Source organism: Streptomyces sp. NPDC002888 (assembly GCF_042888465.1).
GTDB lineage: Bacteria > Actinomycetota > Actinomycetes > Streptomycetales > Streptomycetaceae > Streptomyces.
In genome coordinates this window covers 362,174-387,899 of sequence record NZ_JBIAPU010000001.1, presented here as the reverse complement: position 1 = coordinate 387,899, position 25,726 = coordinate 362,174, and the positions used below count along the sequence as shown (strand labels likewise).

25 protein-coding genes are annotated in these 25,726 nt (G+C 69.8%); 21 read left to right on the top strand and 4 right to left on the bottom strand.

Annotated features, from left to right (window positions below; translation table 11 throughout):
• The first annotated feature begins 72 nt into the window (after positions 1 to 72).
• The 9 genes from ACFYWX_RS01680 (at position 73) to ACFYWX_RS01640 (ending at position 11,797) form a co-directional block, all read left to right on the top strand.
• Complete coding sequence (locus ACFYWX_RS01680; RefSeq protein WP_389422010.1) at positions 73 to 1,185, top strand: radical SAM protein; 1,113 nt, start codon at positions 73 to 75, stop codon at positions 1,183 to 1,185.
• Complete coding sequence (locus ACFYWX_RS01675) at positions 1,178 to 2,485, top strand: cytochrome P450 (protein WP_307047279.1); 1,308 nt, start codon at positions 1,178 to 1,180, stop codon at positions 2,483 to 2,485. The genes ACFYWX_RS01680 and ACFYWX_RS01675 overlap by 8 nt, the downstream gene beginning before the upstream one ends.
• Positions 2,482 to 3,765, top strand: a complete 1,284-nt coding sequence (locus ACFYWX_RS01670; protein WP_389422009.1) for a hypothetical protein — start codon at positions 2,482 to 2,484, stop codon at positions 3,763 to 3,765. The genes ACFYWX_RS01675 and ACFYWX_RS01670 overlap by 4 nt, the downstream gene beginning before the upstream one ends.
• A gap of 41 nt (positions 3,766 to 3,806) precedes the next feature.
• Positions 3,807 to 4,937, top strand: coding sequence for a glycosyltransferase family 9 protein (locus ACFYWX_RS01665; RefSeq protein WP_307047284.1), 1,131 nt, complete (start codon positions 3,807 to 3,809; stop codon positions 4,935 to 4,937).
• A 57-nt stretch (positions 4,938 to 4,994) separates the two neighbouring features.
• Positions 4,995 to 6,710: a carbamoyltransferase gene (locus tag ACFYWX_RS01660; protein ID WP_389422163.1), complete on the top strand. Its 1,716-nt coding sequence runs from the start codon at positions 4,995 to 4,997 to the stop codon at positions 6,708 to 6,710.
• 87 nt (positions 6,711 to 6,797) lie between these two features.
• A complete protein-coding gene (locus ACFYWX_RS01655) occupies positions 6,798 to 8,180 on the top strand; it encodes a GDSL-type esterase/lipase family protein (RefSeq protein ID WP_389422008.1) in 1,383 nt (460 codons plus the stop codon).
• Positions 8,181 to 8,269: 89 nt separating this feature from the next.
• On the top strand, positions 8,270 to 10,231 hold the full coding sequence (gene rfaE2, locus ACFYWX_RS01650) for a D-glycero-beta-D-manno-heptose 1-phosphate adenylyltransferase (RefSeq protein ID WP_389422007.1): 1,962 nt from the start codon (positions 8,270 to 8,272) through the stop codon (positions 10,229 to 10,231).
• The gene (locus ACFYWX_RS01645; protein ID WP_389422006.1) at positions 10,228 to 11,205 is read left to right on the top strand and encodes an NAD-dependent epimerase/dehydratase family protein; all 978 of its coding nucleotides are present in this window, start codon (positions 10,228 to 10,230) and stop codon (positions 11,203 to 11,205) included. Before rfaE2 ends, ACFYWX_RS01645 begins: the two co-directional genes overlap by 4 nt.
• Positions 11,192 to 11,797, top strand: a complete 606-nt coding sequence (locus ACFYWX_RS01640) for a D-glycero-alpha-D-manno-heptose-1,7-bisphosphate 7-phosphatase (protein WP_389422005.1) — start codon at positions 11,192 to 11,194, stop codon at positions 11,795 to 11,797. The genes ACFYWX_RS01645 and ACFYWX_RS01640 overlap by 14 nt, the downstream gene beginning before the upstream one ends.
• 149 nt (positions 11,798 to 11,946) lie before the next feature.
• On the opposite strand, the gene ACFYWX_RS01635 is transcribed toward ACFYWX_RS01640, so the two are convergent.
• Entirely contained in the window at positions 11,947 to 12,585 is a 639-nt protein-coding gene (locus ACFYWX_RS01635; protein ID WP_389422004.1) for a nucleotidyltransferase domain-containing protein, read from the bottom strand.
• A gap of 323 nt (positions 12,586 to 12,908) precedes the next feature.
• On the bottom strand, positions 12,909 to 13,538 hold the full coding sequence (locus tag ACFYWX_RS01630; protein ID WP_389422003.1) for a hypothetical protein: 630 nt from the start codon (positions 13,536 to 13,538) through the stop codon (positions 12,909 to 12,911).
• Positions 13,539 to 14,239: 701 nt separating this feature from the next.
• On the opposite strand from ACFYWX_RS01630, the gene ACFYWX_RS01625 reads away from it, so the two are divergent.
• The 8 genes from ACFYWX_RS01625 to ACFYWX_RS01590 all read left to right on the top strand — a co-directional run bounded on the left by ACFYWX_RS01625 (position 14,240) and on the right by ACFYWX_RS01590 (position 21,526).
• Entirely contained in the window at positions 14,240 to 14,671 is a 432-nt protein-coding gene (locus ACFYWX_RS01625) for an NUDIX domain-containing protein (protein ID WP_389422002.1), read from the top strand.
• Positions 14,661 to 15,791 (top strand): NUDIX domain-containing protein, encoded by a 1,131-nt coding sequence (locus ACFYWX_RS01620; protein WP_389422001.1) that lies wholly within the window; start codon positions 14,661 to 14,663, stop codon positions 15,789 to 15,791. The genes ACFYWX_RS01625 and ACFYWX_RS01620 overlap by 11 nt, the downstream gene beginning before the upstream one ends.
• Before the next feature lie 86 nt (positions 15,792 to 15,877).
• Positions 15,878 to 16,447 carry an NUDIX hydrolase gene (locus tag ACFYWX_RS01615; RefSeq protein WP_307047299.1) on the top strand — a complete coding sequence of 190 codons (570 nt, stop codon included), beginning with the start codon at positions 15,878 to 15,880 and terminating at the stop codon, positions 16,445 to 16,447.
• Positions 16,444 to 18,435 carry an ATP-binding cassette domain-containing protein gene (locus ACFYWX_RS01610; protein ID WP_389422000.1) on the top strand — a complete coding sequence of 664 codons (1,992 nt, stop codon included), beginning with the start codon at positions 16,444 to 16,446 and terminating at the stop codon, positions 18,433 to 18,435. Before ACFYWX_RS01615 ends, ACFYWX_RS01610 begins: the two co-directional genes overlap by 4 nt.
• Positions 18,413 to 18,622, top strand: a complete 210-nt coding sequence (locus ACFYWX_RS01605) for a hypothetical protein (RefSeq protein WP_389421999.1) — start codon at positions 18,413 to 18,415, stop codon at positions 18,620 to 18,622. Before ACFYWX_RS01610 ends, ACFYWX_RS01605 begins: the two co-directional genes overlap by 23 nt.
• Complete coding sequence (gene hemC / locus ACFYWX_RS01600) at positions 18,619 to 19,572, top strand: hydroxymethylbilane synthase (RefSeq protein ID WP_389421998.1); 954 nt, start codon at positions 18,619 to 18,621, stop codon at positions 19,570 to 19,572. Before ACFYWX_RS01605 ends, hemC begins: the two co-directional genes overlap by 4 nt.
• 98 nt (positions 19,573 to 19,670) lie before the next feature.
• Positions 19,671 to 20,960 carry an MFS transporter gene (locus tag ACFYWX_RS01595; protein ID WP_389421997.1) on the top strand — a complete coding sequence of 430 codons (1,290 nt, stop codon included), beginning with the start codon at positions 19,671 to 19,673 and terminating at the stop codon, positions 20,958 to 20,960.
• Positions 20,957 to 21,526 carry a class I SAM-dependent methyltransferase gene (locus ACFYWX_RS01590; protein WP_389421996.1) on the top strand — a complete coding sequence of 190 codons (570 nt, stop codon included), beginning with the start codon at positions 20,957 to 20,959 and terminating at the stop codon, positions 21,524 to 21,526. Before ACFYWX_RS01595 ends, ACFYWX_RS01590 begins: the two co-directional genes overlap by 4 nt.
• Positions 21,527 to 21,566: 40 nt before the next feature.
• On the opposite strand, the gene ACFYWX_RS01585 is transcribed toward ACFYWX_RS01590, so the two are convergent.
• On the bottom strand, positions 21,567 to 22,256 hold the full coding sequence (locus ACFYWX_RS01585; RefSeq protein ID WP_307047390.1) for an HAD family hydrolase: 690 nt from the start codon (positions 22,254 to 22,256) through the stop codon (positions 21,567 to 21,569).
• Positions 22,257 to 22,364: 108 nt separating this feature from the next.
• Here ACFYWX_RS01585 and ACFYWX_RS01580 point away from each other — a divergent pair, with 108 nt between their 5' ends.
• Positions 22,365 to 23,114, top strand: coding sequence for an XRE family transcriptional regulator (locus tag ACFYWX_RS01580; protein WP_319300563.1), 750 nt, complete (start codon positions 22,365 to 22,367; stop codon positions 23,112 to 23,114).
• Positions 23,115 to 23,129: 15 nt separating this feature from the next.
• Complete coding sequence (locus ACFYWX_RS01575) at positions 23,130 to 23,600, top strand: NUDIX hydrolase (protein WP_389421995.1); 471 nt, start codon at positions 23,130 to 23,132, stop codon at positions 23,598 to 23,600.
• A 14-nt stretch (positions 23,601 to 23,614) separates the two neighbouring features.
• Here the strand turns inward: ACFYWX_RS01575 and ACFYWX_RS01570 are convergent, their stop codons facing one another.
• Positions 23,615 to 24,172 carry an HD domain-containing protein gene (locus tag ACFYWX_RS01570; RefSeq protein ID WP_389421994.1) on the bottom strand — a complete coding sequence of 186 codons (558 nt, stop codon included), beginning with the start codon at positions 24,170 to 24,172 and terminating at the stop codon, positions 23,615 to 23,617.
• A 238-nt stretch (positions 24,173 to 24,410) separates the two neighbouring features.
• On the opposite strand from ACFYWX_RS01570, the gene ACFYWX_RS01565 reads away from it, so the two are divergent.
• The gene (locus ACFYWX_RS01565) at positions 24,411 to 25,424 is read left to right on the top strand and encodes an NAD(P)H-dependent glycerol-3-phosphate dehydrogenase (RefSeq protein WP_307047395.1); all 1,014 of its coding nucleotides are present in this window, start codon (positions 24,411 to 24,413) and stop codon (positions 25,422 to 25,424) included.
• Between the two features lie 172 nt (positions 25,425 to 25,596).
• Positions 25,597 to 25,725 carry a hypothetical protein gene (locus ACFYWX_RS01560; RefSeq protein ID WP_307047397.1) on the top strand — a complete coding sequence of 43 codons (129 nt, stop codon included), beginning with the start codon at positions 25,597 to 25,599 and terminating at the stop codon, positions 25,723 to 25,725.
• Position 25,726: the final 1 nt, after the last annotated feature.

The window sequence follows — 25,726 nt, the reverse complement described above, 5'->3', positions numbered from 1 at the left end:
CGTGACGGCTGCGCCGCGCTTCCGGTCCGCGGGCAGACCCGATTGATCGACCGGGGATCAAGGGGGCTCCTCATGCCTGAGCACGCGCTTGACTCGCCGGTGACGGTGAAGGACCTGCGTCGCCGGATCGGTGATCTGTCCTTACAGTTACGCACTTCGGGGACGCAGAAGCCGGCGGAGCCTCGGTTCGTCGACTACGACATGATCCGGTTGCCGCACGGTGACGTTGTCGGCCGTAAGAAGGTCATCGTCATGTCGGGCGGCTGCTCGGTGCCGACCTGCACGATGTGTCCTTTCACCAATCTGAACAACTACGGCATCCACGGCGGGACTTCGCGCGAGAGTCTGCTGGATCAGGTACGTCACACCCTGGAACGGACCGAGTGCGAGCCGTCGTACGAGGTGCTCTCCCTCTACAACGACGGCAGCTTCTTCGCGCCACGGGAGATCCCGCGGAACGTCCAGGTGGAGATCGCCCGGCTGGTCGCGGCGGCCGGGGTGAAGCGGCTGGTGGTGGAGTCGCTGCCGCAGTTCGTCACCGAGCGAGCGCTGACCCCGTTCGTCCAGGCCCTGGGCGAGGTGCGGCTGGAGATCGGGATCGGTTTGCAGTCCGCAGACGCGCTGGTGCGCGAGACGCTGGTGAACACCCGGATCTCCCAGGTCTCCTTCGAACGCGCGCTGATGGTGATGGCCGGCCTGGGAGTGGATCCGAAGATCTACCTGATGGTCAAGCCGCCGTTCCTGACCGACGGCGAGGCGGTGACCGACGTGGTGCAGTCGGTCGACTACCTGACCGGGCTCGGGGTCCAGGGGATGACGCTGTGCCCGACACGGGTGTCGCGGAACACGGTGGCGTGGGAGCTGTGGCAGGCCGGGCAGTACGTGCCGCCGAACCTGTGGACCGTGGTGGAGGCGATCCGCCGGGTCCATGAGCGGCTCGCGGTGCGGGTGGCGTGTGTGAACCTGAGGGGGACGGACTTCGAGTCGGTGTTCCCGGATGCCTGCCCTGTCTGCGCGGATCGGGTGGTGGACGCGCTGATGCGGTTCGGAGAGACGGGCGAGGCGGACGACCTGCCCGAGGACTGCGCGTGCAAGCCGCCACTGGAGGTGGCCGGGATTGACCACGCGGCCGTCACCGCCCGCGCGGCCCGGCAGTTGGACGTTCTGGAGCGGTCGGGTGTCTGAGCAGGCCGCCGCGGCGGCCTGCGGGTTACCCCCGCACCACACGGTGCGGAGTTTCGACCTGGACCCGCTGGGGGCCCTGGAGGAAGGACATCGTCGGCACGGGCCGGTCTTTCGGATGGCGGTCGACGGGCAAGAGACGGTGCTGGTGGGCACCTGGGCGGGGCTGGTTGAGCTGTTCGCCGGCGAGCGCGGTTGTCTGGAGGTGCTCAACACCCCGCTGGTGCATGACCTGTTCGGCCGCGCCCTGTTCAACCTCACTGGTGAGGGGCACGCAGAGGCCCGGCGCAGGCTGCGGCCGGCGCTGTCGGGCCGGGCGCTGCCTGGCTACTTGCCAGCCCTGCTGGAGGTGACGGACCCGGTGGCAGCCCGGTGGGCGCAGCATGGCGTGGGAGATCTGTACACGGAGGTGCGGGCGCTCACCGGCTCTTTGAGCGCTCGGGTACTGCTCGGCATCGCTCCCGAGACGGCGGACTCGGCCGTGTTCGCCGCCGTGTTCGAGCCGTTCGTCGCCGGGTCCGGCGCTCCGCCGGGACGGGACCGGTTCATGACCGGCCGGTACTGGGCGGGGCGTGCAGCCCGTCGGCGGTTGTACGCCCTGTTCACCCGCCGGGCGGCTGCGGCTGTCGCCGAGCCTGGTACGGACTCGGCGTTGGCAGGTCTGGTGGCCGCGTTCGCGGATGCGTCACAGGCGGTGGGCCCGCTGCCGGATCACCTGTTGGCGCTGCTGATCGCGGCGAGGGAGACGACGGCGAGCCTGATCACCTGGTGCCTGGTCGAGTTGGCCGGCAACCAGCAGCACGCGGTGCTCGCGCAGACGGAGGCGCACGTGGCCGTGGCTACGCCGGAGGTGCTGGCGCGGCGGGATGCCGTGCCCGTTTTGCGGGCGGTTCTCGCCGAGGCTCAGCGACTGCACTCGCCGAACCTGCTCTCGTTGCGGGAGACGGTGTGCCCGGTGGACCTGGGCGGCTACCGGATCCCGGCCGGTACCCGGGTGGCGTACTCCACGTCGGCCGGGCACTTCGACCCCGAGGTCTTCCCGCAGCCGCATACGTTCCGGCCGCGGCGGTTCCTGGACGGCGAGGCCCGCGGGGCGCGGCTGTGGGCGTTCGGCGGCGGCGCGCACGCCTGCCTGGGCCGGCCGCTCGCCGAGTTGATGGCTCTCACCGTCATGGCCTCGGTCCTTCACCAGGGCGTGCCGCGGCTGCCCGGTGGGCCGCCCAGCCGGATCCGCTACCGACCGGCAAAGGCCCCACTCACTGCGGTGCCGCTCGTCCTCGACCGTCAGGAGATCGCTTCGTGACCCGCACCCCACCCGACGCGCTTACCGCCTTGCGGCAGGCGGCAGCCCACCACGACTCTGCCCGCCACCGGCTGCATCTGGTGCCGAGCGAGAATGGGCTGTCGCTGGCCGCCCGGGTGCCGCACCTGACGGAGGCCGCCGTGCGATACGCCTTTCCCGGCCCCGACGGCGGAGGCGAGAACTGGGCGTGGCCGGGACGGCAGGATCTGGTCGATATCGAGCGTGCCGCGGCCGGGCGGCTCAGCGCGCAGCTGGGCGCGCGCCACGTGAACCTCAAGCCGGTGTCGGGGGTTTCGGCGCTGACGGTGGCGCTCTCCGCGCTGGGCCGCCACGGAGCGAGGGCGTTCAATTTGGCGGAGCGCGACGGCGGGCACGGCTCGACCCGCTTCATCGGCACCCGGCTGGGCCTGCAGATGGAAGATCTGCCGGTCGACCCGGCCACGTCCACCCTCGACCTGGACGCCCTCGCCCGTCTGCTGGGTGGCCAGCCGCAGCCCGAATTGGTGTATCTGGACGCGTTCATGTGCCTGTTCCCCGTGGACTTGTCCGGGCTGCGCGAGGTGGTCGGCCCCGACACGTTGATCCACTACGACGCCTCCCACACGCTGGGCTTGATCGCGGGCGGCGCGTGGCAGAACCCGCTCGCGGAGGGCGCGGACAGCCTCGGCGGCTCCACCCACAAGACCTACCCGGGCCCGCACAAGGGACTGCTGGCCACCAACGACGCCCAGCTCGCGGCCCGGCTGGATGAGCACGCCTCGCACTTCGTCTCCCATCACCATCCGGCCGACGTCGTCGCCCTGGCCGTGGCCGCCGCTGAGATGGACGCCCGCGGCACCGTGTACGCGGCGGCCACCGTCGCCAATGCCCGCCGTATGGGAGCGGGGTTGGCCGAGCGCGGGTTCGCGGTGTGCGGGGAGAAGGGCGGGTTCACCGACTGCCATCAGCTGTGGATCGACATCGCCCCGCTGCTGGCCGCCGAGGAAGCCTCCCGCCGGCTGTTCGAGGCGGGGATCGTCGTCAACGCGATCCCGCTGCCGCACATCACCGCCCCGGCGGGGCTGCGCCTGGGCCTGCAGGAGGTGTCCTGGGCCGGGATGGACGCGGCAGGGATCGACGAGCTCACCGAGATCTTCACCGCCGTGCTGCGCGACGGCCGCGACCCGGCCGCCGTGGCGGCGCGCACGCGCGCCCTGGTGGAGGCGCACCAGGGCGACGGGGCCGACGAGCAGGTTCTGCGCGTTGCTCTGGCGGCCGTCGGAGCCGGGGGTGGCGTGTGAGTCCGGAGCAACTCCCTTTGCGGGGCGCTTTCTTGGGCCCCGTGCACACCGTGGACACGTTCGAGATCCGCCCGGACTGTCGGCACTTCGCCGGCGAGAGGCCCTGCCGGCACTGGCGGCCGTGCCACGGCTGCCCGCATCACGACCCCGTCGACCACCGGGTCCTGATCGTGATGCTCGGCCTGCTGGGGGACATGCTGATCGCCTCCCCGCTTCCCGCGCGGATTCGCGCCGAGAAGCCCGGCGCTCACATCACCTGGCTGGTGGACGAGGCGTGCGCGCCGATCCTGCGGATGAACCCGTACGTGGACGAAGTCCTCCTCCACGACTGGGAGGCCGCCGCCCAGCTGCCGTCGCGCCGTTTCGACGCGGTGTACTCCTTCGAGCGGACTCCATCCGCGGCGGCACTGGTCGACCGCATCGACGCCGGGCACAAGGCGGGGCTCGCCTTCGGCGGCCCCCACCACGCCCTGTATCCGATGGGTGAGGCGGCGATGCAGTTCTTCCGGCAGAACACCTGGAACGACTACCGCACGATCGGCAACCAGCAGACGTGGACGGAGCTGTACTTCGCCGTCGCCGGCTACCCGTACGCGGGCGAGCCGTACGTCCTGGAAGTGCCCGAGGCCGCCCGGCGGCGTGTGGCCGGGCTTCTCGGAGAGCGGACCGGTCCCAGGGTGTGCCTGAATCTTGGCGGGTCGCTGCCGACGAAGCTGTGGCCGGCCCGGCATTGGGCCGAGCTCGCCGACGCCCTCATCGACCACGGGGCGCAGCTGGCCGTCCTCGGCGGCCCGAGCGACCGCGACGCGTGCGAGGCCCTGGTGCGGCACCTGCGGCTGCGGGGCGCCGACGAGTCCCGGGTGGCGTACGCGCCGCTCAGCCTGGAGGAGGCCGCCGCGCTGCCGGGCCTGGTCGACGTGGTGGTCACCGGGGACTCCTTCGGCTTTCATCTCGCCCTCGCACACAAGAAGCCGGCCGTGCTGCTGCTCGGGCCGAGCAACGGCGCGGAGGTCATCCCTAAGCACGTGACGAACGTGACCGCCCTGCGCTCGACGCTGGTGTGCTCGCCGTGCGCCCACCAGGTCGCCTGCGGCGGGGTCGGCGGCTGCATGGACACCATCAACGTCCCCGCCGTCTTCAAGGCCACCCTCGGCCCCCTGACCACTGACTGACCCGCCTCGCGCCGCGGGGTGTTGGGCGACTGCGAGAAGGAGCACACGTTGGCAACCGTGCTGGGACTGGGCGGCCCGTACTACCACGATGCCTCCGCCTGTCTGGTCATCGACGGCCGTATCGTGGCCTTCGCCGAGGAGGAGCGGTTCTCCCGCCGCAAGCACCACAAGGACTCCCGCTCCTGCGCGGTGGCCGCGGCGTACTGCCTGTCCGAGGCCGGCATCACCCTCGACCAGGTCGACGAGATCGCCATCGCGTTCAACCCCGCCTGGCCCGAGCCGAGCGACACGTGTACAGACATGGAGCTGATCGCCGAACTCCTCGACCCCAGCCTGTTCGGCCATCACCGGCCCCGGCAGGTCACCGTGATCGAGCACCATCTCGCGCACGCTGCCTCGGCGTTCCACCCTGCCGGGTTCGACGAGGCCGCCGTGCTGGTGGTCGACGGTTCCGGCGACGGCATTTCCGCCACCCTCGCCCACGGCACCACCGGCGGGCTGAAGGTCCTGCGCCAGTTCCCCTTCTCCCAGTCCCTGGGCTGGTTCTACGAGACGGTCGCCGAACACCTCGGGCTCGGGGACTGGACCAGCTCCGGCAAGCTCATGGGCCTGGCCGGCTACGGCAACCCGAACCGCTACCAGCTGGACTTCCTCACGCCCCAGGCCGGGGGCTACCACCTGGACCTGTCCCGCTACAGGATCCGCCCCGACGAACCGGTCGAGGACCAGTACACCGACCTGCGCTACTACCGGCGTCTGAAGGCCGCGTACGCCGCCGCGTACACCGGCCTCGGCATCCCGCCCCACCGTCGCGCCCGCACCTACAGCAGGGGACGCGTCGTGCCCGACACGGGCTTTGGGCCCGAGCACGCCGACCTTGCCGCCTCGGCGCAGCACCTGCTGGAGCAGTGCCTGGCCGAGCTGGCCCGCGAAGTCCTCACGCTCACCGGGTCCCGGCGTCTGTGTGTCGCGGGCGGGGTCGGCCTGAACTGCTCCGCCAACGGCCGCCTCGCCGCCCTGCGCGGCGTGGACGAGCTGTTCGTCCAGCCGGCCGCCGGGGACGCCGGGTGCGCCATCGGCGCCGCCCTTGAGGTCGCGGTGCGCCGCGGCGACCTGACGCTGCCCGGTGAGGCGATGACCACCGCCGCTCTCGGCCCTGCGTTCGACCCGGCCACTATCCGCGCGACCCTCACCGACTACGGTCTGGCCTTCCGCGACCATGGCGACGACCTTCCGGCCGTGGTGGCCGGGCACCTGGCGCTCGGGCGCACCGTCGGCTGGTTCCAGGGACGCATGGAGGTCGGACCCCGCGCGCTCGGCCAGCGCAGCATCCTTGCCGATGCCCACCACACCCGGGCCCGCGACCACATCAACGACCGCATTAAGCACCGGGAACCGTGGCGGCCCCTCGCACCTGCCCTCCTGGAGGAGGCCGCGTCCGACCTGATCGGTACGAGCGTCCCCCACCCGTTCATGATCGTCGCCCGGCAGGCGACCGAGGCCGCGCAGCAGGTGATCCCGGCCGCCGTCCACACCGACGGAACGCTGCGCCCGCAGACCGTCGCCCGCGACGACGCTGACCCGTACGCGCGCCTCCTCGCCTCGTTCGCCGAGCAGACCGGCCGGCCGCCCGCGCTGCTGAACACCTCGTTCAACCACGAGGCCGAGCCGATCGTGTGCACCCCCCGCGACGCAGTCGCCACCTTCGCCGCCAGCCCCCTGGACGCACTCGCCATCGGCCCGTTCCTCGTACTCAAGGAGCAGCCGAACTGACTGTCCGACACCACCCGTTCACGGCCGGTAGGTTGAGGGCCGGCCCCGTGGCCATCATCCGCATCAAGCGAACAGGACCGATTCGCGATGACCAGCACCACCCCTGCCCCTTCCGAACTGCCGGCAGCCGACCGGCTGCGCGCCCAGCACGGCACGGCGCTCACCCTCGGCGAGGACTGCGACCTGCCCGACGACCTCGTGATCGAGCTCGACAACGGCGCCCACCTGACAATCGGCGACCGGGTCTGCATCCGGCGCGGGTCCACCATCCAGGTCCACCGCGGCGCCACCGTCACCATCGGCAACGACGTCGCCATCGGGGAGCACACCTTCATCTCCGCCATGGCCGGCATCAGCCTCGGCGACGGCGCGGCCCTGTCAAACATGGTCGACCTCCACGACCACAACCACCGCGTACGCACCGCCGCGAACGTGCCCACCGGGCAGCTCGTGCCGTGGGCGTCCGGATTCGAGGCCGCGCCGATCATCATCGAGCCGGGCGCAACCCTGTCGAACAAGGTCACGGTCACAGGCGGCGTCCGCATCGGGGCGAACGTCCTGGTCGGGGCCAACGCGGTCGTCGCCCACAGCATCGCCCCCGACACGGTCGCCGCCGGCGTCCCGGCCGCAGTGCGCCGCCACTTCGACGGCGCCCCCGTCGCGAGCGAGGACCGGCGCACCCTGACCGTGGGGTTCTTCGGGACGAGCATCATGGAACACCTCGAAGCGTTCAACGCGCAGATGACCACCCAGGCCAACCTGCCCGAGGTCGGCTCCAAGGTCACCGTCGAGGGCTGGCATCAGCGCGGCTGGGTGCACCGCCTCACGCTCTCCCTGCGCGCCGCCCACGCCCACATCGGCTTCGACATCCGCAACCACGGCGAGGGCGGTGCCACGAGCCGGGACATCGCCTCCCTCGTGGAAGCTGACAGGGCGACCACCGGCACCGACTACGACCTCGTGTTCCTCGGCTGCGGCATCAACGATGTCTGGCGTCGTTTCCAAAACCGGCTGTCCGAGGCGGTCGACCTCGATGAGTACACCCGGCACATCACCACCATGCTGGAACAGCTGACCGGCTACTCCCGCCAGATCGTAGTCATCAGCGAGACCCCCTTCGGCCCGATCGAGGACCCCGGGACCGTTGCCGCCATGAACACCGAACTCGCCCTCTACAACGAGGCTGCCCGCAAGGCCGCCGCCGCTCACGGCGCACTGTTCCTGGACGTGTGGACCCCGTTCACCGCTGTCGCCCGTCACCTGCCCGCCGACGATCAGGCAGGCGGCGTGTGGAGCGACGGCGTCCACCTCACCGAACTCGGCGACACCGTGCTGCTCCAGCACGCCGAGCGCCTCCTCGCCGAACATCGCATCGTCGACAAGCTCCTGAACTATCCGCTCTTGGAGCGCGACAGCGCACTGACCGCGTACGGCCCGCTGTTTGCCCGCTACCGGCCCGCCGCGTCCTAAGCCCTCAGGGTGCTGGCGCTGGTCGGCGAGCGCCAGCACCTCAGCAACCGCCCCGACGCTGTCTACTTTGTCCTTCGAGGGAGTTGATCGTGCCCCAGCTGGGCCGCGCGCACATACAGGCGCTCGCCGTTGCGTTACCCCTGCTTGATGTCGCCCGCCTCCAGGCATGGGGCCGCCTCCTCGCCAGCCGACTGCCCGCGGGCGGGCGACTGCTCGTCGCGGGCAACGGCGGCTCGGCGGCCGAGGCCCAGCACCTCACCTCCGAACTCGTCGGCCGCTTCCGCGCCGAGCGGGTGCCCATGTCTGCCATCGCGCTGCACGCAGATTCCTCTTCGGTGACCGCCATCGCCAACGACTACGGCGCCCAGGAGGTCTTCGCCCGGCAGGTCCGCGCACACGGTCGCCCCGGCGACGTCCTACTCCTGATCTCCACCTCCGGCGCCAGCCCCAACGTGCTCGCCGCAGCCCAGGCGGGCCGGGAACTCGGCCTCACCGTCTGGGCGCTGACCGGCCCCGCACCGAACCCGCTTGCCGAGGCCAGCGATCAGGCGGTGTGCGTGGACGCCGAGCAGACCGCCACTGTCCAGGAGTGCCACCTGGTGGTCGTGCACCTTCTTTGCGCGGCCATCGACGCTCACCTCGCCGGGCCAGCCGCGTCCAACGATGAACAGCTGGACGGCATGCGCCGGCTCGTGGTGGTTGGTGACGTGCTGCTGGACCGCGACATCACAGGCACGGCCGACCGCCTCTCACCGGAGGCCCCTGTACCGGTCATCGCCGACACGCAGGCCATCGACCGTCCGGGCGGCGCCGGACTGGCCGCCGTCCTGGCCGCCCGGGAGCCGGGCTGGCGCGTCACCCTGGTGTGCGGTCTTGGACAAGACACCGCTGGGGCCCGGGTTCGCACTCTGCTCGACCAAGCAGGCGTTGAGGTCGTCGACCTGGCCGCCGCCGGCACCACCCCGGTCAAGACCCGTATCCGCGTCGCCGATCGCACCCTGCTCCGCTTCGACACGGCCACCACCCCGCTGCGGCTCGGCCCGCTTGCGGACATCGCCCGCGCCCGGCTGGACGAGGCTGCGGCCGTGCTGGTGTGTGACTACGGGCGTGGCATCGGCGCACACGACGAACTCCGCCAGGCCCTCACCGACGCGGCCCGCCGCTGCCCGCTGGTGTGGGACCCGCACCCCAAGGGGGCCGAGCCGGTCCTGGGGACGGCCCTGGCCGTCCCGAACGCGGACGAAGCCCGGGCCCTGACCGGGGACAGTGGGCCGCGGGAGCTCGGCGACGACGTCGGGCGGGGCGTGCGGCTTCTGGCCGCGTGGCCGGTCAAGCAGGTCGCCGTCACTCAGGGGCGCAACGGCGCGGTCCTGATTGCAGGCCCTGACTCCCACCCCCTGGTCGTCCCGGGCCGCCCGGCCGCTGGGGACACCTGTGGGGCCGGTGACCAGCTGGCGGTCACCGCAGCCGTGATGCTCGGTGCCGGACGGCTGCCGTCACACGCCGTGGCCACGGCCGTCGAGGCTGCGACCAGCTACGTCCAAGCAGGCGGCCCCGCCAGCCTGTACGTCCCGCAGTCCGATGGCCCGTCGGCGCCACTGGAGCTGGCCGCGCGGGTACGAGCGCGCGGCGGGAAAGTCGTGGGAGCAGGCGGCTGCTTCGACCTGCTGCACGCCGGACACCTCTCCCTCCTGCACCAGGCTCGCCGCCTGGGAGACGTCCTGGTGGTGTGTATCAACAGCGACGACTCCGTCCGCCGGCTCAAGGGGCATGACCGCCCAGTCGTCGGTGAACGCGAGCGCGCCGCGCTGCTGGAGGCGCTGGACTGCGTGGACGGCGTGCTCGTCTTCGGTGAGGAGACCCCCGAGAAGGTGCTGGCCGAGCTCCGCCCCGACATTTGGGTCAAGGGCGGCGACTATGCGGGCCAGCGGATCACCGAAGCCGACTTCGTGGAGAGCTGGGGCGGCGAGGTCGTCGTGGTGCCCTACCTGGACGGTCACTCCACCACCAACCGCATCGACCAGCTCACCCAACAGGCAGGTCCCCGATGATCCCCGGAGGCAACGTATTGGTCACCGGGGCTGCCGGGTTCATCGGCCGACACACAGTGGACGCCTTCCGCCTCGCTGGACACCAGGTCACCGCCATCGACTTGCGCCCAGCTACCGACCACCTTGCCCGCAAGGCCCGCTGGCAGCGCGGCGACTTCGCCTGCCCGGCTCTCCTCGGCGAGATCTCGGCCGGCCGCTACGCCACCGTTGTGCACCAGGCCGGCATCAGCGACACCCGCGCTCCGCACGGACCTGAGCTGGACGAGACCAACACCCTCGGCCCGCTCCGGCTGGCCGACGCTTGCCGCACCGGCGGCGCCCGCCTGATCTACGCCTCCTCGCACTCCGTATACGGCACCCTCCACCACCGCACACCGATCGCCGAGGGCGCGGACTCTGACTTCTCTCGCTGCTCCGGGCCGCTCAACCCGTACGCCGCCTCCAAGCTCGTCCTCGACCAGCAGATGCGCGCCCGCCACGTCACCGGCCTCGATTGGGTGGGGCTGCGCTATACCAACGTCTTCGGCCCCGATGAAGCCGACAAAGGCCCGATGGCCTCGATCCTGTCCCAGCTCCTGCGCCAAGCCGCTCGCACTGGACAGATCCGCGTCTTCGACGACTCCCTGACCGCCGCCCGCGATTACATCCCCGTCGAGACAGTCACCGCCACCATCGTCCAGCTCGCCGAGCAGCCGCCGGTGCCGGCTGGGGTCTACAACTTCGGTGGCGGTTACGCGACGTCCTTCGCAGACGTGGCGCAGTGGTGCGCCCGCTTGCACCGTGAGGCCACCGGCCGGCCTCTGCTCGCAGAGCTGGTACCGAACCCGGACACGGCCGCTTACCAGTACTTCACTTGCGCTGACATGACCGCTCTCGACAAGGCCCTGCCCAACCGGCCGACCGTCTCAGCCGAATCCATCGAAGCCCGCGCCGCCGAGTTGTTCGAGAGCTTCCGCAGCAGTGAGACAGGATGAACCGGCGCCTTCCGCCCCGACGACAGGCTCTGGTCGGACGTGTCGACGGGCGGTGTTCCTCGACCGCGACGGCACCCTCACCGAGCCGCGCCACTATCCCTCCCACCCCGATGAGTTGGTCCTACAGCCGGATATCGGCTTGCCATTGCGCGCCCTCCAGCACGCTGGCTTCGCCCTGGTTGTCGTCACGAACCAGAGCGGGCTGGCGAGGGGGCTGTTAGACACGGCAGCGTTGGACGCCATGCACCACCGACTCCGCGCCCTCCTTGACCGTCATGGGGTCCGGCTCGACGGCATTTACGCCTGCCCCCACCATCCAGACGGCACGGTGCCCCGCTACCGCATGGTCTGCTCATGCCGGAAGCCCGCTCCTGGAATGCTCCACCAAGCCGCCCACGACCTCGATCTCGACCTCCCCGCATCGTGGATGGTTGGCGACTCGTCGTGCGACATCGGCGCTGGCCACATGGCTGGAACCCGTACCGCACTCGTCAGCTCTCAGCCACTGCCCGATGTGACGCCGGGCGTGCATCGAGCGACGACCTCCGACACTCTTTACGAAGTGGTTCGCTGCTTCCTCGCTGGCCGCTAGCGAGAAGGCGCCTCGTGCCACCGCGGCACCGAGCTCGGAGAACGTGCGCGAGTGGTGAGCACGGGCGACCTCGTTTCAGGACGTGCCCTGTCAGCCAGTCCTCGCAGGCGGGATGGTCCTTGGCCATCCACTGTCGCGGCCCGCGCCACTCACCCCGCCAGTTCCTCCAGCCACGGATGCCCGGGATGTACGAGCGTCAGCCACCCACTGAGGACATCCCGCCGCGCCCGTCCCAGCAGCGGCAACACTCCGGCGAAGTCCGCCTGATCCTTGGGGCGTGTCGCCTTGGCTTTGAACAGCAGCACCAACTCCGGTACCAGGTAAGGGACTCCGTCCGCCGTTCGCTCAATGATCGCGTCGTACGGCAGCCGCAGCCTCTCGTCCCGCCGGAAGAGCCACGTCTCGCCTTCGTGCGGCTCGCGGAAGACGTCGAACAGGAACTGGCCGCTCGCTGGATCCCGCAGCCAGGTCTGGTGCGTGGCCGCCAGCGCCTCGGCTCCCGCCCCTGACCAGACCCGCCCGGAACCCACCGGGTCAAACACGTACTCGGGGAAGCGGTGCCGAATCTCCGGGAACCTGGCCGCGGGCACCGCGATCTCCAGATCGCCGTGCGGCCGAGACTGTTCCCCGCGAAACAGATCCAGCGCCCACCCTGCCGCGATGCACCAGGGCGCGCCGACCCCGTCCAACCGCTCAGCGACTTGTTCCGGACGCCAGGCATCCGCCCAACGGGCCTCCACTTCGTCCACATCGAGCACGGCGCCACCGGGCGGCAGGGATTCGGTCATCGGCACAACCTACTGCCGCAACCCCACCCGGGTACGGCCTTTTGTCGGCACTGGAACCAGGCCCGCTACTAGGACGGATACGCCTGCATCGCTTGATCTCCTTGGTCACTTTGGAAGAACCGATCCCTACCCTGTGACTTCCCGCGCTGGCCATGCCCGGAGGCGTTGCTCGGGGAACTGTCGCGTACGCGGAAGGTCAGAGCATGCTGTGGCGCCACCAGGCCGACGTTCTGTGCAATTAAGTCGCCGTGTCGAGCCCCGCGTCGGCGCTTTCCTCTACGCGCACTGTGGTCGTAATTTTCGGATCATTGTGCTGAAACCCCCTAGCACCGAATGGGACCGAGGTCCCGGGGGAGGGCGGCAGAATGCTTCTCCTCCGCTATCCGCTGCTGGTCCCGGTGCAGGGCGTCCGCTCGGTCCGCGGGGGTGACGGCCTCGCCGAGGGCGATCGCCGCTGCGCTGGTGACGGGAGTCAGCGAGTACCGGACGGGAGAGCGGCTGGACCGCGTCGGTAGGTGCAGGCGGGCGACACCGGCAGGGAGCTCGGCACGCAGGGCACCGTGCCAGCGGATCCACAGTGCGGGGCGCCCCCGGAGGGCCTCGTCGCGGAGCTTGTCCACGGCGGTGCTGTCGTCCTCGCGGTCGATCTCCACGGCGACCGGAGGGGCCTCCTTGCGAACCAGGCGGAGATCCAGGTAGGCGGACCAGGGCGGCGACCAGTAGATGCGGCAGCCCCCGTTCATCTGGCGAGGCGGGTCGATGTAGCGCATTGGCGCTTCCCATCTGCTCCGCCAGCCTGACGCCTTCGCCCACCCTGCCACTGCGCGGGTGATGCACAGGGTTGCCTCCTTTCCCGTCAGACCGGTGAAGGCGAATCGGGTCTCGGACAGGTACGCGCGTAAGGCGGCGGCGAGGATCTCGGACTCGCCGGCCGCCGTCAGTTCGAGGGCCATCCGCTGATTCTCCGCCCGGGCACTGACAACGACCGGGGCGCAGCGCCCGAACAGCGGGACCGCGCACGGACGTCGTTGCTCAACCGGTCGTGGGTGGTGGTTCTCCGGAAGCACACCCTCCCGATCACTGGGCGTACCTAGGGGCCTCTGCAACGCGGCGAGCTGCGGTACCGGAGGCGAGGGCCAGGCAAGACCTGGAAGGGACCAAGACGTTGGTGTGCTGGACGGCGTTGAGGAGCAGCTTGTTTCGGACAGCAGGGAACGCACGCCTGGCCAGAACTGCAGCCGTGGCACCTCTTGCTGGTTGGATAGGACGCGCCGAAGACTCCGAGGACTACTACAACGAGTGGAAGCTGCGACAACACGGCCTCGCCCAACGCCCTTACTGCGCAGGCTAGATAGACTCATCGGAGTCCGGCAACGGGCACCCGGGTCGCTGCGGTCACAGGCGGCAGGTGGAGTGGATTCTTCATGCCCCGGGAGGCTCTGTAATGCCGTTTGCGTCCGCTTCTGCGCTTCGCCCGCGCGACGGAACCCTCTCCGTTCCTGCGCCCACCAAACCGGCGCTCTGGCTCGCGACGGAGGCGCATGCTCTCCAGCGGTCCCGCCTCTGGGAAGCCGCCTCTTCGCTTCCGGCACTGTCAGCCCTCCTCCGCCCGTTGCGACATGCCGGCACGGAGAATCCGTTGCCGTATCGCTCCGTGATCGGGCTTCACTTGGTGTTGGTCCAGGAGGACCGGGTGCTGCTCGGCCTCCGTGCTGGCACCGCCTGGTGCGACGGCTGGTGGCACGTCCCCGCGGGCCATCTCGAAGAGGGCGAATCCTTCCTCGCGGGCATGGTCCGTGAGGCTCGCGAGGAACTGGGCATCGCCCTCGCCGAGGAAGACCTGGTGCTCGCGCACACCGTCCATGACCACAACCCCAAGACTCGCGAGAGCCGTCTCCAAATATTCTTCACTGCCACGCAGTACGCCGGGCGGCTGTACGTCGCGGAACCGGACAAGTGTGCGGAGCTCCGATGGTGGTCGCTCTCGGCTCTGCCGGAGAAGCTGGTGCGTTACACACGCCAAGCCCTGGTCTGCATTCAGCGGGGTCAGAGCGCGAGCACGGTGGGGTGGCCCGATGCCTGCTGACGACGGGCGCGAACCTGCAGGACTGATGGCGCCGCAGGACTATGCGCGCTCACGCGCGGCCTTCTGGGGCGGCGCCGCGGTGCTGTTCACCGATACGGAGGGCAAAGTCCTGGTCCTCGATCCGGCGTACCGGCCGGGCAAGCTCCTGTTGCCCGGCGGAGGTGTGGACCAGCCGGAGCTGCCCTCGGACGCGGCGGTGCGAGAGGTGACCGAGGAGCTTGGGCTGTCCGTCCGCGTACACCAACTGTTGGCAGTCGACTGGGTCAGCAAAGCCAATCCGGAGTACGCAACGGTATATGGCTTTCCTGGTGAAACGGTCTCCATCTGGGACGGTGACGTCCTGGAGGAGAGCGACATCGCCCGGATTCGCTTGCCCGAGAACGAGATCACCTCGTTCCACTTCCTTCCGCCGACGCAGGCCGCACGCCGGATGCGCCCGATCGAGAGGCGACGCATGCTCGCTGCCTTGCGTGCCCGGATCGACCGTGCCGGACCCGCCGTGCTGGAGGACGGTGAGACCATCGGGCTCGGACAGGCACTGCAGCGATTGGACGTCGTCCCGCGCATTGCGATCGGCTACCAGGACATCGCCTGGCACCCGGCCATGGAGCCCGCTGCCGGCCTTCCCGTGAAACAAGCGTGGGTGTGGGCCTTCGACCCGCTCGGCCGGGTCGTCGTCCTCGTGGATCCGCGCGACGGCCATGTCGTCTTGCCAGGCGGAACGGTCGAAACGGACGACGACGGGCCGAAGGCGGCAGCACTGCGTGAAGCCGCCGAAGAGGCGGCTCTGCGCCTGCACGATGCCGCCTACCTCGGCTACCTCCTCGATCCGGACGGTGCGGTCTACGGCCCAGGCACCGGGGCGAACGCCCGGGCACGGTACATCGCACGCATCGACTCCCTGGGGCCGACGGCACCGGATATCGCGACCGGCATCACCTACAGTCGGCTGCTGGTCAGCCCGGCGCAGGCGAGCGAGCTGCTCGGCCTCGGACGCGCCGGAGTCGAACAGGCCGAGTACGCGGCCCGAACGGCGGCAGCCCGCTGGGGAATTCCGCTGAGCCCGCCGCAGGCCGCGATCGAGATCCCCCACACGGGCATGGCGGCCCTCCTGCCCTGACGTCCGCACGTGACGCGCACCTTCGTGCCGGAGTCCTGCCGGCGCGACGCCCTGCACCGCCTTTCTGGCCCTGGAGGAGGACTCTCATGTCCGGCGAACCTGACACCACCGAACAGACTGTCGGCAGCCCTGACCGCGTGGTCACCGACGAGCAACGGGCGTACTGGGCCCAGGTCGAGGCGCCGATGGCCTCCTGCACTGCCCTGATCACCGATGCCGACGGCCGGATTCTCGTGGTCGACCCGACCTACAAGGACGGCTTCGACATGCCCGGCGGCATGGTGGAGGCCGGCGAAACGCAGATCGAGGGCCTGCAACGTGAACTGGCCGAGGAACTCGACCTGACCGGCGTGCCGATCGGCCGGTTCCTCGTCCTGGACCAGGTCCCCGCTGCCCGGTACGGGCGGGCCATGGTCGTCACGGTGTTCCACGTGGGTCCCCTCACCGACCAGCAGACACAGTCCCTGCGATTCGCGGACGGGGAGATCGGCGCCGCCGAGTTCCTCCCCGTAGAGGAGGCCCTCGCGCGGCTGCCGCACCGCCTCGCCCGCCGCATCAAGGCAGCGCACGCCGCGCTCCTCACTGGTGTGCCAGCCGTTCTGATCGACGGCAAGTCCCACGTCCTATCCAGCTCGGCCGTGTCGGAGGCGTGGTGAAGCGGCTCCTTAAACGGGTCTGGAAGACGGAACAGACCGTCTCCGAGTCCGAGGTCGCGCTCTTCGGCGGGGCGCTGCGCTACGACTTCGGCTGGGTGCGCCACGAGTACGCGCGACTGGACACCAAATTCGGGCAGGCCGCCCGGATGGTGCCGACGCTGGTGGGCAGCACCCTGCGCCTGGCCTGGCAGGCGGACCGCCGTGCCCTGTTGACCATCGGGATCGCCGAGGTGGGCCAGAGCATCACCCAAGCCGCCGGGCTGCTGGTCACCAACCAGGTGATCCAAGCCCTACTCAAGGACGGGGACAACGTCTCCCGGCTGCACGCCGCGCTGCCGGCCCTGATCGTCGGCTGCATCATCGCCGTGGTCGGCACCATCCTGGCCTGCCTATCGACGGCGGGCACCGGGCGGCTGGAACCGAAAGTCGAGAGGCTGGCCACCGAACAGTTCCTGGAGGGCGCCGCCCGCGCGGAACTCGAGGCCATCGAAGACGGCGAGTTCCGCACGCTCCTGGACTCCGCGTACTTCGGCGCCCAGTCCTCCCGCACCATGATCGGCGTCTGCGTTGCCGTGGTGAACGGCGTGTTCTCCCTCGTCGCCGCGGCCGGCGTGGTCACGGTCCTCAGCCCCGTCCTGCTGCCCCTGCTGCTGCTCATCGCGCTGCCCCGTGGCTGGGGTGCCATGCACGTGGCCCGGCGCCGCTACGCCTCCCGGATGCAGTGGATCGAGCACGAGCGGGCCAAGCGCCTGGTCAACAACCTCATCACCGCCCGGGAATCTGCCACGGAGATCCGCGTTCACCAGGTCGGCCCCTTCCTGCTCGATCACTTCCACGAGATGGGCCAGACCGCCGAGGCCGAACAGACCCGCCTTGCCGACGGCCGCGCAGTCACCGAACTGATCGCCGCGGCCATGGCCGGCCTCGCGTCGGCGGCCACGTTTGCCGGCCTGGGCGTTCTGTGGCTGACCGGCCACATGAGCGCCGCCACCGTGGCCACGGCCGCGCTCGCGATCCGTACCGGCTCAGCAAGCCTCGGCGCCCTCGTCGACAACATCCTGCGGCTGCACGAGGAGTCCCTCTACGTCCGCGACCTCGACCACTTCCGTGACGAAGCCGAACGCCGGGCCATCCCCACGGGCGGCCAGCCCGTGAGCGACTTTCCCGACCAGGTCACCTTCGAGAACGTGTCGTTCACCTACCCCGACCGCGACACCCCCGCTCTGCAGGAGGTAACCCTGACCTTCCCGCGCGGTGCCGTCATCGCCTTGGTCGGCGCGAACGGCAGCGGAAAGTCCACCGCGGTGAAGCTCCTCGCCGGCCTGCACCGGCCCACGGCCGGCCGCATCCTGTGGGGGCAGACCGATCTCGTCGAGGCCGACCGGGTGGACATCTTCCGGCACGTGGCCGCTCTCGATCAGGGCTTCCAGCGCTGGCCCTTCACCCTGCGGACCAACATCCAGATCGGCCAGCCGGAACGCAACGCGGACGACGACATCGCCCGCGCTGCCGCCTACTCTGGCGCCGACAAGCTCGCCGACGCTCTTCCCCGCGGTCTCGGCACCCTGCTGGCCCGGCAGTTCCGCGGAGGCCAGGAACTGTCCGGGGGACAGTGGCAGACGGTCGGGCAAGCCCGGCTGCGGCACCGGCAGGCGAGCCTCGTCATCGCCGATGAGCCCACCTCCGCCCTCGACCCCGAGGCCGAGATCGAGTCCTTCGAACGCATCCGCCGCCTGGCCGACGAAGGCAAGACCGTCGTGCTGGTCAGCCACCGCATGGCCGGCGTCCAGCACGCCGACATCGTCTATGTCCTGGACGAGGGACACCTCGTGGAGAGCGGTTCCCACCAGGAGCTCATGGCGCGGCCTGATTCCCAGTACCGGCGCATGTACCTCATGCAGGCCAACCAGTACGGCACCGCCGCGCCACTGGTGCTACCGACTCCCTCGGCCAACGGCGAATCACATGCCGCCAGCACCCCCGACTGACACCCACCACCCGCCGCCCACCGCCCGGCCCGGTGCGCGGCGGCCCAGCAAGTGGGCCGCCGACCCGCTGTGGAGCACGCTGCGCGACCTGCTGGGCTGCCTCGGCGTGATCGCGGCCGGCCTCGCCATCACCACGATCGTCACCCTCCTCACCTCCCACTTCCCCGACCACAGGATCCGTCCGTGACCCACCTCCCGCCCAAGCTCGTCATCGGAACCCGCGACTCCGACCTGGCCCTGGTCCAAGCAGCCCACGTCGCCGGACTACTCGAACACGCCTTCCCTCAAGTCGCCGTCCACGTGACCCCGATGAAAGCCGCCGGCGACCTGCACCAGGGACCTCTCGCGGAGATCGGCGGCAAGGCCGCCTGGGTACGCGAGCTGGACCGGGCGCTGGCCACCGCACGCGTCGATGTCACCGTCTCGTGCGCCAAAGACCTCCCCGGCCCCCACGAGCGCGGCACCGACACCACCATCGGCGCCGTCCTGCCCCGCGAAGACGCCCGGGACGCCCTCGTCCTCCCGGCCGGACAGCCCGCAGCCACCCTGGACGACCTCCCATCCGGAAGCGTCCTCGGCACCAGCGCGCCCCGCCGCATCGCCCAACTCCGCACCCGCTACCCCCACCTCACCGTCCAGCCGGTGCGCGGCAACCTGATCCCCCGCCTCGCCCGTCTCGATGCCGGCGAAGGCGACAAGCCGCTCGACGCCCTCGTGGTCTCCTATGCCGGACTGTGCCGGGTGTCCCAGGCGGACCGTGCCACGCAGCTCATCCCGGCCTTGGTGCTGGCCCCGGCCACCGGTGCGGGCATGCTCGTCGTAGAGCAGCGAAGGGGCGACACCATCGCCGCCCACCTCCTCGACGCCATCAACGACCCCGCCACCGCCCGGCTGCTGGCCATCGAGCGTGGCGTCCTCGCCCAGCTCAAAGGCAACTGCCAGACCGCCTGCTCAGTCCACGCCTACTACACCGACAAACCCCACCGGATCAGAGTCGACGCTGCCGTCTTCCACCCCTCCCACGGCGACGCGATCCGCGTCGCAGCCACCGGACCGGCCGATGACCTCGGCGGCCTCGTGGAGAACATCACCCAGCTGCTGCACGGCGAAGGCGTCGAACGGTTCCTGCCGCGTTGACCCGTGCGGCCCCGGTCGCCAGCGGGAGCCCAACACGGGACGAGACACCGCATGGCGGGGACGTAACAGCCATACCTACGAGGGGGAGTTCGCAGAACGTGCCGCACCGATCCGGACCCCACGCCCCAGGAAGCCTGTGGCGAGACAGAGACTTCCGGCACTATGCCGTCGCCCAGGGCATCAGCGTTACCGGGAGCGGCGTGACCACGATCGCGCTGTCCGTCTTGGCCGTCGTCGAACTGCACGCCTCCACCTTCAACGTCGCGCTGATCGCCTTCGCCTCCAAACTCCCACCCCTGCTGCTGTCCCTCCACGCCGGGGTCCTGGCCGACCGCCGACGCAAACGTCCCCTGATCATCACCTGCGATCTGCTCTGCGCCGCTGTCCTCCTGACCCTTCCCACCGCACAGTTTCTCGCCCGCATCACCCTGATCCATCTCTACGCGGTCGCCTTCACGGTGGCCGCCCTGCAGGTTATCGGCAGTAACGCGTCCATCAGCTTCCTGCCCTCCCTCCTTGGCCCGGGACGAATCAAGGACGGCAACGCCAAGATGGGCGCCGGTAACTCCCTGGCCGACCTCATCGGCACCAACTCCGGCGGCGCCCTCGTCGTGGCGCTCGGCGCCGCCCGCGCCATCACCGTGGATGCCGCCTCCTACCTGGCCAGCGCCCTGCTCTTGTGGCGCATCAAGCACCGTGAAGACCCGCCGCCACCCCGAAAGGCCGGCACCAGCCAATGGGCCGAGATCCGCGAGGGCCTCACCTACACCCTGCGCACCCCTGTCGTGCGGTCCATCGTGCTGTCCAACACCGCCACCTCCTTCGTCCTGGCCGCCAGTAGCGCCCTCTGGTCGCTGTACTTGCTGCGCGAGCTGCACTGGAGCCCGACAGCCCTCGGCATCGTCATGGGCGCCGGCGGTGCCGGCGGCATCCTCGGCGCCCTGGTCTGGCAGCCCCTGGAACGACGCTGGGGCCCAGGCCCGGTGATGCTCGGAGCGCTCTCCCTCAACCCACTCGCCCAAATCCCTCTGGTTCTCGTCGGACCCGGACTTGGCGGGCAGATCACCATCGGCATCGGCATGGTCATCCAAACCGGCGCTGCGGTGTGCCACGGCGGACTCCAGAGGGCGGTCCGCCAGGAACTCGCCCCCGACGAACTCCAAGGACGGGCCCAGGCCACCGGAGCGTGGCTCGCCTTCAGCCTGCGACCCTTCGCCGCCCTCGCCGCTGGCGGCCTCGGCACGTGGCTAGGGCTGCACCTCACCCTCACGCTCATCACCGTGGCCCTGGTCATCCCGTTCCTTGTGCTCTGGAACTCACCCGTGCGGGACATGAGGACGGTCGCCCCCGCTGCCCTGACTGTTACCGAGGAGCCCGCGAATCCGTGACGATCAACAACCCGGCCACGTACTGGGATCCGCTGTGGGCATCAGGGCGCCGCTACCGCCGCCTCAGTCTCGAAGAGCAGCAGCTGACCGGCCAGTTCCTCGGCGCCGGCCACGGCCGGCCCGCGCTCGACGTCGGCTGCGGCGACGGTGTCCTTGCCCGGTGTCTACATGGTGACCTGGGATTCCGCACCACAGCGATCGACTGTTCCTCCGCCGCGCTGAAGATCGCCCAGGCCGAGCAGGACACGTCCGACGGTCCGCATTTTCAGCGGCTGGACTTCGAGACCGAGGACATCCGAGCGTTGCCGGAGGCGGGCTACGCCGCCGTCACCTGCCGCTTGGTGTTCGCCTTCATCAAGGACAAGGCGGCCTTCCTCGCCCGCGTCCGATACCTTCTCCCACCCGGCGGGACGTTCTGGGTCGTCACCCCGCTCGCTGAACGCCTCCCGGACGAACGGAAATCCATCGGGATCAGCCCGCAGCACGCCGAATTGCTGACCGCGTCCTGGTCCTCGGTCCACAGCGAAGATCTGGACACGCTGCGCTGCTACGCGTTGCGCCCCTGACCCGGTCACCGGTCTCTGGTCCCGGAGCTCTGTTGTCCACTCAGGTCAGGACTTCCCGCAGGAGGGTCAACAAGCCCTCCGTGTCGGTCAGATCAGGGACGACGGCGTCGGCCCCAGCAGCGCGGAGTTCTGCCACCGAGTGGATCCCGGAGGCGACGGCGATGCAGTGTGCCTGGGCGTCATGCGCGGCGCGCACATCGCGGGGCGTGTCCCCGATCAGGACGGTCGGCGAGACGAGTGGGATGCCGTGGGCGGCATGGATACGGGCACGGGCGGCGTCGACGAGACGCGCTCGATCGTCGCTGTCCTCGCCGTACCCGCCAACAGCCATGTCGAGCAGGCCATCAAGCCCGAACGCACGCAGCTTGACGTGGGCATTGGCCGAAATGTTGCCGGTGAGGACTGAGGAACAGATAGCTGGGTCCGCCGCGAGTGCCTTCAACGCGTCCTGGACACCGGGCAGGACATGACCCCGCCGGCGCAGATCCGCCTCGCGGCAACGGCCGGCTTCCTCCAGTGCCTGCTGCGCCCGCTCCCAGTCAGGAACCGGCAAACCGTGCCGGATGAACATCTCGCGCATGATCGCCCGATCCGTACGCCCCTCCGTTGGAGCAGGCAATTCGGCCTCACGCCCAGCTAGTGCCTTGAAGGCGCTGGCGTAGATCTCCTTGCTCACACCGGAGTTTTCCACAAGGGTGTGGTCCACGTCCCACAACACAATTCGCTGCACGGGACCAGGGTAGGCAGCGTGAACTACCTGTTAAAAGTGACCTTGTGGGACGTCCTGGCGTCCCACAAGATCTTGCCGCGTCCCAGGACGTCCTGCGAGGATGCGATGGTGAACGAGCGGTTGCGTACGGTGATGCTCCAGCGACAGGTCACCCCCGAGGACCTCGCGGCCTCGTGCCAAGTTGATGTCAAGACGGTGGAGCGCTGGATCAGCATCGGCCGGCAGCCACTCCGTCGGCACCAATGGGCGGTTGCGAAGCATCTCGGTGTGGACATGTCGTACCTGTGGCCGCCCGAGGAAGACGAGGCGCAGGGGCAGCCGACCGAGCAGACAGAACTGGTCGCTGCCTTCCCCAACCGCGCGAGCTTCCCGCAGAAGTCCTGGGTCCGCCTCCTGAAGACCGCTCAGGAACACACCGACGTACTGGTGTTCAGCGGCACGTTCTTCGCGCAGACCAACCCACGCGTTGCGGCGATGCTCGCCGAGCGCGCCGACGCCGGCGTTCAGGTCCGCCTCTGTTTCGGTGACCCATCGGGCAAGGCGGTCGCCGTCAGGGACGAGGAAGAAGGCATCGGCGGCACCCTCTCAGCAAAGATCAGGGCGTCCCTCACCTACTACCGCAAGCTGATCGGCACGCCCGGGTGCGAGGTGCGCCTCCACGACACGACCCTCTACAACAGCCTCTTCCGCTTCGATGACGTGCTCCTGGTCAACCCGCACGTCTGGGGGCAGCCCGCCAGCGCAAACCCCCTGTTCGAGCTGCGGCGCCTGGAGGAAGACGGCTGGTTCGACCACTACACCGGCAGCTTCGACGCGGTCTGGGAGACTGCAAAGCCCTGGTCACCCGAGTCCATGTGAGGAGCACGGCCCGCGATGGGACGTACGGAGTACTGGTACGACGAGAACGCACCCAAGCCGAACACGTTGATCCCGGCGTGCAACATGCTGGTAGTCCGGGAGGCGGACGGGGCGATCCTCCTGCAGCGGCGTCGCGACACGGGGCAGTGGGCTCTGCCCGGGGGAGCCATGGACATAGGGGAATCCCCGTCGCAGTGCGCAGTCCGGGAATGCAAGGAAGAGACCGGAATCGACGCCGAACCCACCGGGCTCCTCGGCGTGTACTCGGTCCCTGAGCATGTGGTGGCCTACACGGACGGGGAGATCCGGCAGGCGTACGAGGTCACCGTGATCGGCCGGCCGGTCGGAGGCGAGCCCACGATCAACGACGAGGCCGATGGCGTCCGCTGGGTCCTGCCCGGCGAACTGGACTCCTACGACATCCACCACTCCATGCGGAAGCAGATCGCCCACTACCTGGACGGCACATTCCCTCACGTTGACTGAGCGCCGGGCCTTCCTTACCGCTCTGCCAAGATCAGCCGGGCCTCAACTCTGTGTACAGCAGCTCGGAGATCCTCATCGGCTCGGCGGATGAATCGGCCGACGATGCTGTCGCGGTCATACCGAGTAAGGATCTCCGCCAGCCGGGCATCCACGGTGGTGGGGGTGCCATCCGGAGTGGTGGTCATATCGCAGTACACGAGAGCATCCACCAGTTCGGCGTGGTCGAGGATCGGGAACTCGGCCTCCAGCTCTTCCCGCAGCCCGCGCTCTTCCGCCTCCAACAGCGCGTACGAGTGGTTGGCGACCAGCCGTACCAGGCGCTCGTCCGCGGCCGAACAGTCGCGCAGGTAGCGGGCGCCGTCCAGCGGATGGAACCCCGTCGTGGCGAGCGACGGCGTGTAGCCGATGTCGTGCAGCATGGCCGCGGCCCACAGGAGTTCCGCATCGTCGCCCAGGATCCCTGCCAGGGACTGGGCCCTTGCGGCAACGCCCTGAGAGTGTGCCCAGCGCCGAGGCAGGGGCTCCGCGAGGAGGGACCTGGCCAGGTCGCGGGCCCAAACGGTGAGATCCATGCTCAGCAGACTATGACGTAGGGCGCGGGGGCCGAGCGGTGATCGGCCGGACGTCCCAGGACGTCTACTGTTCTGATCCCCCGCCGGGCGGACGTCAGGTCGGGAAGGGCCGTCGAGCCGTCCGGCTGACCGTGCGGCGCCCCACGCGTGTTCGGCTCGGGCCTGGCACGGCCGATAGGGTGTCCGGGCCCGGCCGCCATCCCGGTGACGGGCCCGCGTCCGGTGAGAGGACCCCGCCGTGAGCCAGCACCGTTCCGCCCGTGCGGCGGTGTTCTCGGCCGGGTCTTGGGGTACCGCAGTCGCCAAGATCCTGGCCGACGCCGGTACCGACGTCTCCGTGCACGCCCGCAGAGACGAGATCGCCGACGCGATCAACACGGTTCACCGCAACCCCGGCTACTTCCCGGACGTAGAGCTGCCCGCCTCCCTGACGGCTACGACCGATCCGGCCGCCGCGCTTCGCGGCGCGGACTACCTTGTGCTGTCCATCCCCGCGCAGTCCCTGCGGACCAACCTCGCCGCGTGGACGCCGCACATCGGGCCCGACACCGTGATCGTGTCGCTGATGAAGGGCATCGAACTGGGCACCGGGGAACGGGCGAGCCAGGTCATCACCGAGGTGACCGGCGTGAACGCGAACCGGGTCGCAGTGCTGTCGGGCCCGAACCTCGCCCGCGAGATCATGGACGGCCAGCCCGCCGCTGCCACCGTCGCCTGCCCCGACGAGGACGCCGCCCGTCGCTTCCAGCAGGTATGCCACACCACCTACTTCCGGCCCTACACCAGCACCGACGTGACCGGCTGCGAGCTGGGCGGCGCCGTGAAGAACGTCATCGCCCTGGCGGTCGGCATCGCCTCAGGCATGGGCCTGGGCGACAACGCCTCGGCGATGCTCATCACGCGCGGGCTGGCAGAGACCACCCGGCTTGCTGTGGCCATGGGCGCCCACCCGGCCACCCTCGCCGGTCTGGCCGGCCTCGGCGACCTAGTGACCACCTGCTCGTCTCCGCTTTCCCGTAACCGCACCTTCGGCACCCACCTCGGCCATGGCCTAAGCGTCGAACAGGCGACGGCCGCCACCCGGCAGACCACCGAAGGCGTCAAATCCGCCGAGGCGGTTCTCGCCCTCGCTCATGCCCACGGCGTTGAGATGCCGATCACGGAAGTGATCTCTGCCCTGCTGCACGAGAAGGTCACCCTCGACGAGGCCGCCGCCGCGCTGATGCAGCGGCCCTCCAAGCCCGAGCGCTGACCCCCGGTGCCCGGTCACGGGGCCGTCCTCATCACTTTGCCCATTACCTTCGTTGTAGAGCCCGGTTCGGGCTCGTGGCCTTCGGGGCCGGTATGACTCGTTGCCCCTGTCCTTGATGATCCGGGGGTGCTGTCGCCGGTCCTGACGGCGCCGGATGGTCGCTGATGGAAGCGTGTCCGCCGACAGGCAGGGCTGCGTGATGTGGCTGCCGATCTCCGGTGCCCGGGCGGGCCAGATGGTGACTCCGGGGAGGGAAAGCCCGGTGACCAGCAACGACTTCACCTCGATCGATGTGTTCTGAG